Below are 13,854 nucleotides of genomic sequence, written 5' to 3'. Positions count from 1 at the left end.
CGGTGAGGGGATTTACCGCTTCTGCCAGCCGTCCGCGCGGGCGCTGAAACCTGCCGACTGCATAAACGCATCCATCACCGCTTTATCTTCAACCGCAATATCAGACATCCACCAGACGCTGATCTCCGGGTGTGCGCGCAGCACTTCCTCCAGCAAATACTTGCCCACGCCACGGCGGCGGGTGACGTCGCGTACGCGCAGCGAATCCAGCGCCCCGTCTTTGCCGCTTAAGGTGACGCGCACCGCAGCCAGCAGACGATCGTTAAACCGTGCGGCGTAAATACAGTGGCTGTCATCAACCGCTAGCGAATCCGGGGAGTACTCCGGCCAGATTTTGCCTAAATCGATATGATCCTGTTCGCTGAATGTGTTCAGACGGATGATAGTCAGTTTCATTTACTGCGGGTCCAGATCGTCAAGTGAGGGTGCAGTGTACTCAATTTTTGCGCTCAGGCGCTTTCACTTTTTAAATCCATTCATCAGGCGATTACTTCTGACTCAGCCGTCAGAGTAGTTTTAAACGTCAGGGATCGAAAAATAAGCAGTATTTTAACCTGACAGGCAGTGATTTATTCCACGCTTTGTACCATTATTTTATGCTGGAAAGGGCACTTTTTTTGTTTATCTCTGAATAAATACAGAATATTATCTGTTCTTAATCGCCTGAAAAATAGGGAATTTAGTGTGGTTTTCAGTAAAAAACTACGCTAAACCATTAAAGGCACAGGTAAAAATAGCATTGTGCATTAAATCGTCAGCGTTATTTTTAACCATTAACAAACAAATTTTATACACAATTATTATGAGCCGCCGCGGGGTCTTCCTTCGCCGGTGGCCAGACGTGTAAACACGACATCACGAATGGGGATTTTCAGGTATGAACAGGAACGCGAAGACGTTGATCGCGGGGATGATCGCACTGGCGATGTCGCAAACCGCTACTGCTGCCGATATTAAGGTAGCGGTGGTCGGGGCGATGTCCGGTCCGGTTGCCCAGTGGGGCGATATGGAATTCAACGGTGCCCGTCAGGCCATCAAAGATATTAACGCCAAAGGCGGTATCAAAGGCGACAAGCTGGTCGCGGTGGAATATGACGACGCCTGCGATCCAAAACAAGCGGTGGCGGTGGCCAACAAAATCGTTAATGACGGTATTCAGTATGTTATCGGTCATCTCTGCTCATCATCCACCCAGCCTGCGTCGGATATTTATGAAGATGAAGGCATCCTGATGATTTCGCCGGGCGCCACCAATCCCGAACTGACGCAGCGCGGCTATAAGCACATTATGCGTACCGCAGGTCTGGACTCCTCACAAGGGCCGACCGCCGCAAAATACATTCTGGAAAAGGTGAAGCCGCAGCGCATCGCCATTATTCATGACAAGCAGCAATACGGCGAAGGCCTGGCGCGCTCGGTGCAGGACGGCCTGAAAAAAGGCGGCGCGAATGTGGTCTTCTTTGACGGTATTACCGCCGGTGAGAAAGATTTCTCCGCGCTGATCGCCCGTCTGCAAAAAGAAAATATCGACTTCGTGTATTACGGCGGCTACTACCCTGAAATGGGGCAGATGCTGCGCCAGGCGCGCGCAAACGGTCTGAAAGTACAGTTTATGGGACCGGAAGGCGTGGGCAATGCGTCGCTGTCGAATATCGCGGGCGAGGCGGGCGAAGGCATGCTGGTGACGATGCCAAAACGTTATGACCAGGATCCGGCAAACAGCGCTATCGTTTCCGCGCTGAAAGCCGATAAGAAAGATCCGTCCGGCCCGTACGTGTGGATCACCTATGCCGCCGTGCAGTCGCTGGCGACCGCGCTGGAACGTACCGGCAGCGATGAGCCATTAGCGCTGGCAAAAGATTTAAAAGCAAACGGTGCTAAGACCGTGATTGGGCCGCTGAACTGGGATGAGAAAGGCGATCTGAAGGGATTTGAATTTGGCGTCTTCCAGTGGCACGCCGATGGTTCATCCTCGGTAGCCAGATAACACTCCCACCGCCCGGCACTGTCGGGCGGGAATGAAAAGGTTTCCCTATGTCCGAGCAGTTTCTCTACTTCATGCAGCAGATGTTTAACGGCGTTACGCTGGGAAGCACCTACGCGCTTATTGCCATCGGTTACACCATGGTTTACGGCATTATCGGCATGATCAACTTCGCCCACGGCGAGGTGTATATGATCGGCAGTTATGTCTCCTTTATGATCATCGCCGCGCTGATGATGATGGGCATCGACAGTAGCTGGCTGCTGGTGGCCGCCGGCTTTGTCGGGGCGATTGTCATCGCCAGCGCCTACGGCTGGAGTATCGAACGGGTGGCCTATCGCCCGGTGCGCAGCTCCAAGCGCCTGATCGCGCTGATCTCCGCCATCGGGATGTCCATCTTCCTGCAAAACTACGTCAGCCTGACGGAAGGGTCGCGCGATGTGGCGCTGCCAAGCCTGTTTAACGGCCAGTGGGTGGTGGGCAGCAGTGAAAACTTCTCCGCGTCCATTACCACCATGCAACTGGTGATCTGGGTGGTGACTTTCGTCGCCATGCTGGCGCTGACGCTCTTTATTCGCTACTCCCGCATGGGCCGCGCCTGTCGCGCCTGTGCCGAAGATCTGAAGATGGCGAGCCTGCTCGGCATCAACACCGACCGCGTCATCGCCCTGACCTTTGTCATCGGCGCGGCGATGGCGGCGGTGGCGGGCGTCCTGCTCGGTCAGTTCTACGGCGTGATCAACCCGTACATCGGTTTTATGGCCGGGATGAAAGCCTTCACGGCGGCGGTGCTGGGCGGTATCGGCAGCATTCCTGGCGCGATGATTGGTGGCCTCATTCTGGGCGTCGCGGAATCGCTCTCGTCGGCGTACCTGAGCACGGAATATAAAGATGTGGTGTCCTTCGCGCTGCTGATTGGCGTGCTGCTGGTGATGCCGACCGGGATCCTCGGCCGTCCGGAGGTAGAGAAAGTATGAAACCGATGCATTTTGCAATGGCGCTGCTGTCGGCGGCGATGTTCTTCGTACTGGCGGGCGTCTTTATGGGCGTGCAGCTGCAGCTGGACGGCACCAAACTGGTGGTCGGACACGCGGCGGATATCCGCTGGCAGTGGGTGTTTGTCGGCACCGCAGTAGTCTTTTTCTTCCAGCTGCTGCGTCCGGTATTCCAGAAAAGCATGAAGGGCATTTCCGGCCCGAAGTTCGTGCTGCCGGCCATTGATGGCTCCACGGTAAAACAGAAACTGTTCCTGCTGGCGTTGCTGGTGCTGGCAGTGGCCTGGCCGTTTATGGTGTCGCGCGGCACGGTGGATATCGCCACCCTGACCATGATTTACATCATTCTCGGTCTGGGGCTGAACGTGGTGGTGGGGCTTTCCGGCCTGCTGGTGCTGGGCTACGGCGGCTTCTACGCCATTGGCGCGTACACCTTCGCGCTGCTCAATCACTATTACGGCCTCGGCTTCTGGACCTGCCTGCCGCTGGCAGGGCTGGTATCGGCGGCGGCAGGCTTCCTGCTCGGCTTCCCGGTGCTGCGTCTGCGCGGCGACTATCTGGCGATTGTCACCCTCGGCTTCGGCGAAATTGTGCGTATTCTGCTGCTCAACAACACCGAAGTGACCGGCGGGCCAAACGGTATCAGCCAGATCCCGAAACCGACGCTCTTTGGTCTGGAGTTCAGCCGTACTGCCCGTGAAGGTGGCTGGGATACCTTCAGCAACTTCTTCAACGTGAAATACGATCCGAGCGACCGCGTGGTGTTCCTCTATCTGGTGGCGCTGCTGCTGGTGGTGCTGAGCCTGTTCGTCATTAACCGTCTGCTGCGAATGCCGCTGGGCCGCGCGTGGGAAGCGCTGCGCGAAGATGAAATCGCCTGTCGTTCTCTGGGCCTGAACCCGACCCGCATCAAGCTGACCGCGTTCACTATCAGCGCCGCCTTTGCCGGTTTTGCCGGAACGCTGTTTGCCGCGCGCCAGGGCTTTGTCAGTCCGGAATCCTTCACCTTTGCGGAATCCGCCTTTGTGCTGGCGATTGTGGTGCTCGGCGGCATGGGCTCGCAGTTTGCGGTGATCCTCGCGGCTATTCTGCTGGTGGTCTCCCGTGAGCTGATGCGTGATTTCAATGAATACAGCATGTTAATGCTCGGTGGCCTGATGGTGCTGATGATGATCTGGCGTCCGCAGGGGCTGCTGCCCATGACCCGTCCACAGCTGAAACTGAAAACCGGAGAAGCTGCGAAAGGAGAGCAGGCATGAGTCAGCCTTTATTATCCGTTAACGGCCTGATGATGCGCTTTGGCGGTCTGCTGGCAGTAAATAACGTTTCGCTGGATCTGCATCCGCAGGAAATTGTGTCGCTGATTGGGCCGAACGGCGCGGGTAAAACCACGGTGTTCAACTGCCTGACCGGTTTTTATAAGCCGACCGGCGGCACCATTATGCTGCGCGATCAGCATCTGGAAGGTCTGCCGGGTCAGCAGATTGCCCGTATGGGCGTGGTGCGCACTTTTCAGCACGTGCGTCTGTTCCGCGAAATGACGGTGATCGAAAACCTGCTGGTGGCGCAGCATCAGCAGCTGAAAACCGGCCTGTTTTCCGGCCTGCTGAAAACCCCGGCCTTCCGTCGCGCGCAGACTGAAGCCCTGGATCGCGCCGCCACCTGGCTTGACCGCATTGGTTTGTTAGCACACGCTAACCGCCAGGCGAGTAACCTGGCGTACGGCGATCAGCGTCGTCTGGAGATCGCCCGCTGCATGGTGACGCAGCCGGAGATCCTGATGCTCGACGAACCCGCGGCCGGTCTGAACCCGAAAGAAACCAAAGAGCTGGACGAGCTGATCGTCGAGCTGCGTAATCATCACAACACCACCATCCTGCTGATTGAACACGACATGAAGCTGGTGATGGGCATTTCCGACCGCATCTACGTGGTGAACCAGGGCACGCCGCTGGCCAACGGGACGCCGGAGCAAATTCGTCATAACCCGGATGTTATCCGTGCCTATTTAGGTGAGGCATAAGATGGAAAAAGTCATGTTGTCCTTTGACAAAGTAAGTGCCCACTACGGCAAGATTCAGGCGCTGCACGACGTGAGCCTGAATATCAGGCAGGGGGAAATCGTCACCCTGATTGGGGCCAACGGCGCGGGTAAAACCACGCTGTTGGGCACGCTGTGCGGCGATCCGCGTGCCACCAGCGGGCGTGTGACCTTCGACGGGAAAGACATTACCGACTGGCAGACCGCGAAAATCATGCGGGAAGCGGTGGCAATTGTGCCGGAAGGGCGTCGCGTCTTCTCCCGTATGACGGTGGATGAAAACCTGGCGATGGGCGGTTTCTTTGCCGACCGCGACCAGTTCCAGACCCGTATTAAGCGCGTCTATGAGCTGTTTCCGCGTCTGTATGAGCGCCGTATTCAGCGTGCGGGAACCATGTCCGGCGGGGAACAACAGATGCTGGCGATTGGCCGCGCGCTGATGAGTCAGCCGCGTCTGCTGCTGCTGGATGAGCCATCGCTCGGTCTTGCGCCGATCATCATCCAGCAAATTTTCGACACCATCGAACAGCTGCGTCAGGAAGGGATGACCATTTTCCTGGTCGAGCAGAACGCCAACCAGGCGCTGAAGCTCGCCGATCGCGGCTACGTGCTGGAAAACGGTCACGTGGTGCTGGAAGATACCGGCGACGCGCTGCTGGCGAACGAAGCAGTACGCAGCGCCTATCTGGGCGGTTAAGTTTTATCAGGCCCGGCAACCTCCGCCGGGCCTACACATTACCTTCACCTGATCATCATCTGCCTATCATCTCCCTGACCCCTGACTGTCACCGTATTGTAATTAAAAGGTTATTTTTCTGTCATTCGCGCGTGTCATGTTACCTCGCGAGCATAAAACGCGTGTTTTCGCGCATCCGGCACAACAAGAGAGATAACCGAATGACTTCGTTACGACATACAGCTTTAGGACTGGCGATAAGCCTGGCATTTGCAGGTCAGGCGATGGCAGTCACCACTATTCCGTTCTGGCACTCTATGGAAGGTCAGTTAGGTAAAGAAGTTGAATCCCTGGCGCAACGTTTTAATGACACCCATCCGGATTACAAAATTGTGCCGGTGTACAAAGGCAACTACGAGCAGAGTCTGAGCGCGGGTATCGCGGCTTTCCGTACCGGTAATGCGCCAGCTTTGTTACAGGTGTATGAAGTAGGCACCGCCACTATGATGGCGTCGAAAGCCATTAAACCGGTGTACGAAGTGTTCAGCGATGCGGGCATCAAGTTTGATGAAACGCAGTTCGTGCCGACGGTTGCCGGTTACTACACCGATTCAAAAACCGGGCACCTGCTGTCCCAGCCGTTCAACAGCTCCACGCCGGTGCTGTATTACAACAAAGACGCCTTTAAGAAAGCCGGTTTAGATCCGGAGCAGCCGCCGAAAACCTGGCAGGACCTGGCCGCTTATACCGCAAAACTGAAAGCGGCAGGCATGAAATGTGGTTACGCCAGCGGCTGGCAGGGCTGGATCCAGATCGAAAACTTCAGCGCCTGGCATGGTCTGCCGGTCGCCAGCAAAAACAACGGCTTTGACGGTACCGACGCGGTACTGGAATTCAATAAGCCGGAGCAGGTGAAACACATCGCCCTGCTGGCCGATCTGAACAAGAAAGGCGACTTCAGCTACTTTGGCCGCAAGGATGAGTCCACCGAGAAGTTCTATAACGGCGACTGCGCTATTACCACTGCCTCTTCCGGTTCGCTGGCGGATATCCGTCACTACGCCAAATTCAACTACGGTGTCGGCATGATGCCGTATGACGCCGATGTGAAAGGCGCGCCGCAGAACGCCATTATCGGCGGGGCCAGCCTGTGGGTGATGCAGGGTAAAGACAAGCCGACTTACACCGGCGTGGCGCAGTTCCTGGAGTTCCTGGCGAAGCCTGAAAATGCGGCTGAATGGCACCAGAAAACCGGCTATCTGCCGATCACCACCGCTGCCTATAACCTGACGCGCGAGCAGGGCTTCTACGATAAAAACCCGGGCGCGGATACCGCCACTCGTCAGATGCTGAATAAGCCGCCGTTGCCGTTCACCAAAGGCCTGCGTCTGGGCAACATGCCGCAGATCCGCACCATTGTGGATGAAGAGCTGGAATCGGTGTGGACCGGCAAGAAAACCCCGCAGCAGGCGCTGGATTCCGCCGTTGAGCGCGGTAATCAGCTGCTGCGCCGCTTCGAGCAGTCGACGAAGTCTTAATGTTTTCATGCCGGATGGCGCTGCGCTTATCCGGCCTACAAGTGGCATTTAGCCTGTAGGCCGGGTAAGGCGAAGCCGCCACCCGGCGCTGTTCAGGAATCCAATCCCCATGTCATCATCCCGTCCGGTATTCCGTTCGCGCTGGCTGCCTTATGCGCTGGTCGCCCCGCAGCTGATTATCACCATCATTTTTTTTATCTGGCCTGCGGGCGAAGCGCTGTGGTACTCGGTACAGAGCGTCGATCCCTTCGGGCTGTCCAGCCAGTTCGTCGGCATGGACAACTTCGTCGCCCTGTTTCATGACAGCTATTACCTCGACTCCTTCTGGACCACCATCAAGTTCAGCGGCATGGTCACCTTCTGGGGATTGCTGAGTTCATTATTCTTCGCCGCGCTGGTGGACTACGTGATCCGCGCCAGCCGCCTGTATCAGACGCTGATGCTGCTGCCTTATGCCGTCGCGCCGGCCATCGCCGCCGTGCTGTGGATCTTCTTATTCAACCCGGGCCGCGGGCTGATCACCCATGCGCTGGAAGCGGTGGGATACAGCTGGAACCATGCGCAGAACAGCGGGCAGGCAATGTTCCTCGTGGTCTTCGCCTCCATCTGGAAGCAGATCAGCTACAACTTTCTGTTCTTTTTCGCCGCGCTGCAATCGATCCCCCGCTCGCTGGTTGAGGCTGCCGCCATTGACGGCGCCGGGCCGGTGCGTCGCTTCTTCCAGCTGTCGTTACCGCTGATTGCGCCGGTGAGCTTTTTCCTGCTGGTAGTCAATCTGGTATACGCCTTCTTCGATACCTTCCCGGTGATCGACGCCGCGACGGCGGGCGGGCCGGTACAGGCCACCACGACGCTGATCTACAAAATTTACCGCGAAGGCTTCGCCGGACTGGATCTCTCGGCCTCTGCCGCGCAATCGGTGGTGCTGATGCTGCTGGTCATCGGGCTGACCGTCGTGCAGTTCCGCTATGTGGAAAGTAAGGTGCGCTACCAATGATCGAGAACCGCCGCGGGCTGACGATCTTCAGCCATGTCATGTTGATCCTCGGGATCGCCGCCATTCTGTTTCCGCTGTACGTGGCCTTTGTCGCTGCCACGCTGAATAACCAGCAGGTGTTTGAAACGCCGATGACGCTGATCCCCGGCACACATCTGCTGGAAAATATCCGCACCATCTGGCGGGAAGGCGTGGGGGCGAACAGCGCGCCCTTCGGACTGATGCTGCTGAACAGCTTTATCATGGCGTTCAGCATTACGGTCGGCAAAATCGTGGTGTCGATGCTCTCCGCTTTCGCCATCGTCTGGTTCCGCTTTCCCCTGCGTAACCTGTTCTTCTGGATGATTTTTATCACCCTGATGCTGCCCGTTGAAGTGCGTATTTTTCCGACGGTGGAAGTGATCGCCCGGCTGGATATGCTCGACAGCTATACCGGCCTGACGCTGCCGCTGATGGCCTCGGCAACCGCCACCTTCCTGTTTCGCCAGTTCTTTATGACGCTGCCGGACGAGCTGATCGAAGCCGCGCGCATTGATGGTGCATCCCCGATGCGCTTTTTCCGCGACATTGTGCTGCCGCTGTCGAAAACCAATCTGGCGGCGCTGTTTGTCATCACCTTTATCTACGGCTGGAACCAGTACCTGTGGCCGCTGCTGATTGTCAGCGACGTGAACCTCGGCACCGCGGTGGCGGGCATCAAGGGGATGATCGCCACGGGAGAGGGCACCACGCAGTGGAACCACGTTATGGCCGCGATGTTGCTGACGCTCATCCCGCCGGTCGTCATTGTTTTAGCCATGCAGCGTGCCTTTGTGCGTGGTTTAGTTGATAGCGAGAAATAAGATGGCAGGTCTGAAATTACAGGCAGTAACCAAAAGCTGGGACAACGGCAAAACGCAGATTATTCAGCCGCTGACGCTGGACGTGTCGGACGGGGAGTTTATTGTCATGGTCGGGCCGTCCGGCTGCGGCAAGTCGACGCTGCTGCGTATGGTGGCCGGTCTGGAGCGCGTGTCCAGCGGCGATGTGTGGATCGATCGCCAGCGCGTGACCGAGCTGGAACCTGTCGAGCGCGGCATCGCCATGGTGTTCCAGAACTACGCGCTTTATCCGCACATGAGCGTGGAAGAGAACATGGCCTGGGGCCTGAAAATCCGTGGCATGGGCAAAGCGCACATCGCAGAGCGGGTAAAGGACGCCGCGCGTATTCTGGAGCTGGACGGCCTGCTCAAACGCCGTCCGCGCGAACTGTCCGGCGGGCAGCGTCAGCGTGTGGCGATGGGCCGCGCTATTGTGCGCGATCCGGCGGTCTTCCTGTTTGATGAGCCGCTCTCCAACCTCGACGCGAAACTGCGCGTGCAGATGCGCCTTGAGCTGCAACAGCTGCACCGCCGCCTGAAAACCACCTCACTCTACGTCACCCACGATCAGGTGGAAGCCATGACGCTGGCCCAGCGCGTGATGGTGATGAACAAAGGCGTAGCGGAGCAAATCGGCACGCCGGTAGAAGTGTACGAGAAGCCCGCCAGCCGCTTTGTGGCGAGCTTTATCGGCAGCCCGGCGATGAACCTGCTGGAAGGGCGAATCAGCACCAGCGGCACCCATTTTGATCTCGACAGCGGCATGTCGCTGCCGATTAACTGGGTTTACCGTGGCTATACCGGGCGCAAAATGACGCTGGGTATCCGCCCGGAACATATTACGCTAAGCTCACAATCCGCAGGCGGGATCCCGCTGGTGATGGACACGCTGGAAATGCTCGGCGCTGACAACCTGGCCCACGGGCGCTGGGGCGAACAGAAAATGGTGGTTCGTCTGCCGCATCATGAACGTCCTGCGCCTGGCAGCACATTATGGCTGCATTTCGCGGAAAACCATCTGCACCTTTTCGACGGTGACACAGGACAACGAGTATGAGTAACTGGCCCTATCCCCACATTGTCGCGCATCGCGGCGGCGGCAAACTGGCCCCGGAAAATACCCTGGCCGCCATTGATACCGGCGCGCGCTTCGGCCACACCATGATTGAATTTGACGTGAAATTGTCGCAGGACGGGCAGATCTTCCTGCTGCATGACGACAATCTTGAGCGCACCAGCAACGGCTGGGGCGTGGCGGGCAGGCTGCCGTGGAGCGATCTGTTACAGGTAGACGCGGGAAGCTGGTTCAGCCGCGATTTTACAGGCGAACCCCTGCCGTTGCTGTCGCAGGTGGCGCAGCGCTGCCGCGAGCACGGCATGATGGCGAACATTGAGATCAAACCGACCACCGGCACCGGACCGCTGACCGGCAAAACCGTGGCGCTGGCGGCACGTGAACTCTGGGCGGATATGACGCCGCCGCTGTTATCTTCATTTGATATTGATGCGCTGGAAGCGGCACAAGAGGCCGCACCTGAGCTGCCGCGCGGGCTGCTGCTGGATGAATGGCGGGATGACTGGCGCGCACTGACGACACAGCTGGGCTGCGTCTCCATTCATTTAAATCACCGCCTGCTGGATGAAGCGCGCATCGCCGCCCTCAAAGACGCCGGGCTGCGCATCCTGGTCTATACCGTCAACAAACCCGGGCGCGCCGCTGAACTGCTGCGCGCCGGGGTGGATTCAATCTGTACCGACAGCATCGACATCATCGGCCCGGAGTTTCAGCCTTAAGGACTGATAGTTTTCAGCGGGATATTTGGCTGCGGCGTGCTGCCGGTGTTCTGATTCAGCATGCTGCCGTTCGTCTGCTGCGGCAGCATGTGCTGCTGCGTATTCAGCGAGGCATCGCTGTTATTCAGCATGCCGCCATTGCTGTTTGGCAGCGGCTGCTGGCGCGGCAGCGTCGGTTCGCCCGGCTGGGACTGGATGATCCGCTGCGAGTTGTTATTAATCTGCGATTCCAGATGCTGCTGCTGAATACGGGTCTGCGTCTGTAGCTGCTGGTTCAGCATGCCTTTTTGCTGCGACTGCTGGTTAAGCATCTGCGTCTGCATCCGCTGCTGGGACGGGATCTGATAGTCCGGCAGATTCGGGTTATTCATGGTATTGAGTGGCTGTGCGAAAGCGCCAAACGGCAATAATGCCGCCAGAATCAGGTAGGGTTTCATCATCATCTCCTCTCATGGGGAATAGCTTAAGTTTACTTGCTCTCCGGCAAAACGATGATTTTTTAAGAGTAGTGAACCAGGCTTAAGCGGGGCCTGTTGCTCATATCTCTGGAGAACCGCGATGATGAAACAGAATGTTGTGCGTTGGGTGGCCGTCGCCGCTCTGATGGCAGGGGGATGTTTTGGCGTGGCTGCTGCACCTCCGCCGCCACCGCCGCCGGTGTCATACGGCGTGGAAGCAGATGTCTTCCATCCGGTGCAGGCGAAAGAAGGCATGGTGGCGTCTGTGGATGCGGCAGCGACCCGCGTCGGCGTCGATATTCTTAAGCAGGGCGGTAACGCCGTGGATGCCGCCGTGGCGGTAGGTTATGCGCTGGCGGTTACCCATCCGCAGGCGGGCAATCTCGGCGGCGGTGGATTTATGCTGCTGCGCACCAAAGACGGACAGACCACCGCCATCGACTTCCGCGAAATGGCACCGGCCCAGGCCTCCCGCGATATGTTTTTAGACGATCAGGGCAATCCCGACAGTAAAAAATCCCTCACCTCACATTTAGCGACCGGCACACCGGGCACGGTGGCGGGCTTTTCACTGGCGCTGGAAAAATACGGCACGCTGCCGCTGAATAAAGTGGTGCAGCCTGCCATCAAACTTGCCAGGCAGGGCTTTACCGTTAACGACGCGCTGGCGGAAGATCTGAAAACCTACGGCAGCGAAGTGTTGCCCAACTATGAAAACAGTAAAGCGATCTTCTGGAAAAACGGTGAGCCGCTGAAAAAAGGCGACAAACTGGTGCAGACCAATCTGGCCAAAAGCCTGGAGATGATCGCGGAGAAAGGTCCGGAAGCCTTCTACAAAGGCGCCATTGCCGATCAGATCGCCCAGGAGATGAGTAAAAACGGCGGCCTGATCACTAAAGAGGATCTGGCAGCTTATAAAGCCGTCGAGCGCACGCCCATTAGCGGCACCTATCGCGGTTATGAGGTGTTCTCCATGCCACCGCCGTCCTCCGGCGGGGTCCACATCGTGCAGATCCTGAATATCCTCGAAAACTTCGATCTGGCGAAATATGGCTTTGGCAGCGCCGATGCTATGCAGGTGATGGCAGAAGCGGAAAAATATGCCTATGCCGATCGCTCGGAATACTTAGGTGACCCGGATTTTGTGAAGGTGCCGTGGCAGGCGCTGACCAATAAGGAATATGCCAAATCCATCGCCCAGCAGATCGATGTGACAAAGGCGAAGCCGTCGAGCCAGATCCGCCCGGGCAAGCTCGCGCCTTACGAAAGTAATCAGACCACGCATTTCTCGGTAGTGGATAAAGACGGGAACGCCGTATCAGTGACTTACACGCTTAACACCACATTCGGGACAGGCATTGTGGCAGGGAATACCGGTATCCTGCTGAATAACGAAATGGATGATTTCTCGGCTAAACCGGGCGTACCTAACGTCTACGGGCTGGTGGGCGGCGATGCGAACGCCGTGGGGCCGGGCAAACGTCCACTGTCGTCAATGTCGCCCACTATCGTGGTGAAAGACGGTAAAACCTGGCTGGTCACCGGCAGTCCGGGAGGCAGCCGTATTATCACGACCGTGTTGCAAATGGTGGTCAACAGCATTGATTACGGAATGAACGTCGCCGAAGCGACCAACGCGCCGCGCTTCCATCATCAGTGGTTGCCGGATGAGCTGCGCGTTGAAAAAGGCTTCAGCCCGGACACGCTGAAATTGCTGGAGCAGAAGGGGCAGAAAGTCGCCATGAAAGAGGCGATGGGTAGTACGCAGAGTATTATGATCGCCCCTGACGGTATGCGATACGGCGCGTCGGATCCGCGCTCGGTGGATGATTTGACGGCGGGGTATTAACTTTTATGCCCCTCACCCCGGCCCTCTCCCGTGGGGAGAGGGGGAGTATGGCATCGGTTTATGCCCTCTCCCCTGGGGAGGGGGGTAGGGTGAGGGGCGCTATTTCATTCGCGCCATAAACAGCGCATCGACATATTCGCCATTGCGCAGCGCGTATTTTCTGCCGGTACCTTCGGCTTCAAATCCGTATTTACGATACAGCGCCAGCGCGGGCGCATTATCGACAAAGACCGTTAATTCGATACGTTCAATGCGCAGCCAGTTGTCGCACAGATTGATCATCTCACGCAGTAACGCGCTGCCGACGCCGCGGTTGCGGAAATCGGGCGATACGCTGATGCCAAAGGTCGCCACGTGACTGCGGCGCGGGTTCTGCTCGACGCTCAGCGCCAGATGACCTGTAACAATACCGTCAATACAGGCCACCAGATGGCGACGACCCGGCTGCGGTTTTAGTCGCTCCTGCCACATTTCCATAGAAGGATGCGGAATTTGTAGCGTGTCGTGATACACCTCCGGCTGGGCATTCAACTGGCGTAATGCTTCGGTGTCGTCCGGCTGTACGTGGCGGATCACAATATCGCTCATTCCTTTTTCTCCTGTGGGTGAATTATCCCCTTTAACATCAGGTACTCCGCAATGTGCGTCAACTGCCATTTTTG

14 protein-coding genes are annotated in these 13,854 nt (G+C 57.3%); 11 read left to right on the top strand and 3 right to left on the bottom strand.

Annotated features, from left to right (window positions below; all coding sequences use genetic code 11):
• Nucleotides 1–12: 12 nt before the first annotated feature.
• Entirely contained in the window at nt 13–396 is a 384-nt protein-coding gene (gene panM / locus QRD42_RS03730) for an aspartate 1-decarboxylase autocleavage activator PanM (protein ID WP_321988207.1), read from the bottom strand.
• Between the two features lie 481 nt (nt 397–877).
• Between panM and livK the strand changes: the two genes are divergently transcribed.
• The 10 genes from livK to ugpQ all read left to right on the top strand — a co-directional run bounded on the left by livK (nt 878) and on the right by ugpQ (nt 10,885).
• A complete protein-coding gene (gene livK, locus QRD42_RS03725) occupies nt 878–1,987 on the top strand; it encodes a high-affinity branched-chain amino acid ABC transporter substrate-binding protein LivK (RefSeq protein WP_321988206.1) in 1,110 nt (369 codons plus the stop codon).
• Between the two features lie 47 nt (nt 1,988–2,034).
• A complete protein-coding gene (livH, locus tag QRD42_RS03720) occupies nt 2,035–2,961 on the top strand; it encodes a high-affinity branched-chain amino acid ABC transporter permease LivH (RefSeq protein ID WP_072571190.1) in 927 nt (308 codons plus the stop codon).
• Nucleotides 2,958–4,238 carry a branched chain amino acid ABC transporter permease LivM gene (livM, locus tag QRD42_RS03715; protein WP_072571191.1) on the top strand — a complete coding sequence of 427 codons (1,281 nt, stop codon included), beginning with the start codon at nt 2,958–2,960 and terminating at the stop codon, nt 4,236–4,238. The genes livH and livM overlap by 4 nt, the downstream gene beginning before the upstream one ends.
• Nucleotides 4,235–5,002, top strand: coding sequence for a high-affinity branched-chain amino acid ABC transporter ATP-binding protein LivG (gene livG / locus QRD42_RS03710; RefSeq protein ID WP_072571192.1), 768 nt, complete (start codon nt 4,235–4,237; stop codon nt 5,000–5,002). Before livM ends, livG begins: the two co-directional genes overlap by 4 nt.
• A 1-nt stretch (nt 5,003) precedes the next feature.
• Nucleotides 5,004–5,717, top strand: a complete 714-nt coding sequence (livF, locus tag QRD42_RS03705) for a high-affinity branched-chain amino acid ABC transporter ATP-binding protein LivF (RefSeq protein ID WP_318377396.1) — start codon at nt 5,004–5,006, stop codon at nt 5,715–5,717.
• A gap of 200 nt (nt 5,718–5,917) precedes the next feature.
• On the top strand, nt 5,918–7,234 hold the full coding sequence (ugpB, locus tag QRD42_RS03700) for a sn-glycerol-3-phosphate ABC transporter substrate-binding protein UgpB (RefSeq protein WP_072571194.1): 1,317 nt from the start codon (nt 5,918–5,920) through the stop codon (nt 7,232–7,234).
• Nucleotides 7,235–7,343: 109 nt separating this feature from the next.
• Complete coding sequence (gene ugpA / locus QRD42_RS03695; RefSeq protein WP_318373483.1) at nt 7,344–8,231, top strand: sn-glycerol-3-phosphate ABC transporter permease UgpA; 888 nt, start codon at nt 7,344–7,346, stop codon at nt 8,229–8,231.
• Complete coding sequence (ugpE, locus tag QRD42_RS03690) at nt 8,228–9,073, top strand: sn-glycerol-3-phosphate ABC transporter permease UgpE (protein WP_072571196.1); 846 nt, start codon at nt 8,228–8,230, stop codon at nt 9,071–9,073. The genes ugpA and ugpE overlap by 4 nt, the downstream gene beginning before the upstream one ends.
• 1 nt (nt 9,074) lies before the next feature.
• Complete coding sequence (locus QRD42_RS03685; RefSeq protein ID WP_321988204.1) at nt 9,075–10,148, top strand: sn-glycerol-3-phosphate import ATP-binding protein UgpC; 1,074 nt, start codon at nt 9,075–9,077, stop codon at nt 10,146–10,148.
• Nucleotides 10,145–10,885, top strand: coding sequence for a glycerophosphodiester phosphodiesterase (ugpQ, locus tag QRD42_RS03680; protein ID WP_321988203.1), 741 nt, complete (start codon nt 10,145–10,147; stop codon nt 10,883–10,885). The genes QRD42_RS03685 and ugpQ overlap by 4 nt, the downstream gene beginning before the upstream one ends.
• On the opposite strand, the gene QRD42_RS03675 is transcribed toward ugpQ, so the two are convergent.
• A complete protein-coding gene (locus QRD42_RS03675) occupies nt 10,882–11,322 on the bottom strand; it encodes a DUF2756 family protein (protein ID WP_318376015.1) in 441 nt (146 codons plus the stop codon). The genes ugpQ and QRD42_RS03675 overlap by 4 nt on opposite strands.
• Nucleotides 11,323–11,443: 121 nt before the next feature.
• Here QRD42_RS03675 and ggt point away from each other — a divergent pair, with 121 nt between their 5' ends.
• Nucleotides 11,444–13,192, top strand: a complete 1,749-nt coding sequence (ggt, locus tag QRD42_RS03670) for a gamma-glutamyltransferase (protein ID WP_321988202.1) — start codon at nt 11,444–11,446, stop codon at nt 13,190–13,192.
• Nucleotides 13,193–13,291: 99 nt separating this feature from the next.
• Here ggt and yhhY read toward each other — a convergent pair whose 3' ends face one another.
• Nucleotides 13,292–13,780 (bottom strand): N-acetyltransferase, encoded by a 489-nt coding sequence (gene yhhY, locus QRD42_RS03665; RefSeq protein ID WP_321988201.1) that lies wholly within the window; start codon nt 13,778–13,780, stop codon nt 13,292–13,294.
• Nucleotides 13,781–13,854 lie beyond the last annotated feature (74 nt).

This window comes from Enterobacter sp. PGRG2 (assembly GCF_030291195.1).
Taxonomy (GTDB): Bacteria; Pseudomonadota; Gammaproteobacteria; order Enterobacterales; family Enterobacteriaceae; genus Enterobacter_D.
The sequence above is the reverse complement of the archived record's forward strand: the minus strand, read 5'-3'. Positions and strand labels throughout refer to the sequence as shown.

Coding starts and splice junctions, on each gene's coding strand:
- panM (WP_321988207.1), bottom strand. CDS start 396: ATGAAACTGACTATCATCCGTCTGAACACATTCAGCGAACAGGATCAT.
- livK (WP_321988206.1), top strand. CDS start 878: ATGAACAGGAACGCGAAGACGTTGATCGCGGGGATGATCGCACTGGCG.
- livH (WP_072571190.1), top strand. CDS start 2,035: ATGTCCGAGCAGTTTCTCTACTTCATGCAGCAGATGTTTAACGGCGTT.
- livM (WP_072571191.1), top strand. CDS start 2,958: ATGAAACCGATGCATTTTGCAATGGCGCTGCTGTCGGCGGCGATGTTC.
- livG (WP_072571192.1), top strand. CDS start 4,235: ATGAGTCAGCCTTTATTATCCGTTAACGGCCTGATGATGCGCTTTGGC.
- livF (WP_318377396.1), top strand. CDS start 5,004: ATGGAAAAAGTCATGTTGTCCTTTGACAAAGTAAGTGCCCACTACGGC.
- ugpB (WP_072571194.1), top strand. CDS start 5,918: ATGACTTCGTTACGACATACAGCTTTAGGACTGGCGATAAGCCTGGCA.
- ugpA (WP_318373483.1), top strand. CDS start 7,344: ATGTCATCATCCCGTCCGGTATTCCGTTCGCGCTGGCTGCCTTATGCG.
- ugpE (WP_072571196.1), top strand. CDS start 8,228: ATGATCGAGAACCGCCGCGGGCTGACGATCTTCAGCCATGTCATGTTG.
- QRD42_RS03685 (WP_321988204.1), top strand. CDS start 9,075: ATGGCAGGTCTGAAATTACAGGCAGTAACCAAAAGCTGGGACAACGGC.
- ugpQ (WP_321988203.1), top strand. CDS start 10,145: ATGAGTAACTGGCCCTATCCCCACATTGTCGCGCATCGCGGCGGCGGC.
- QRD42_RS03675 (WP_318376015.1), bottom strand. CDS start 11,322: ATGAAACCCTACCTGATTCTGGCGGCATTATTGCCGTTTGGCGCTTTC.
- ggt (WP_321988202.1), top strand. CDS start 11,444: ATGATGAAACAGAATGTTGTGCGTTGGGTGGCCGTCGCCGCTCTGATG.
- yhhY (WP_321988201.1), bottom strand. CDS start 13,780: ATGAGCGATATTGTGATCCGCCACGTACAGCCGGACGACACCGAAGCA.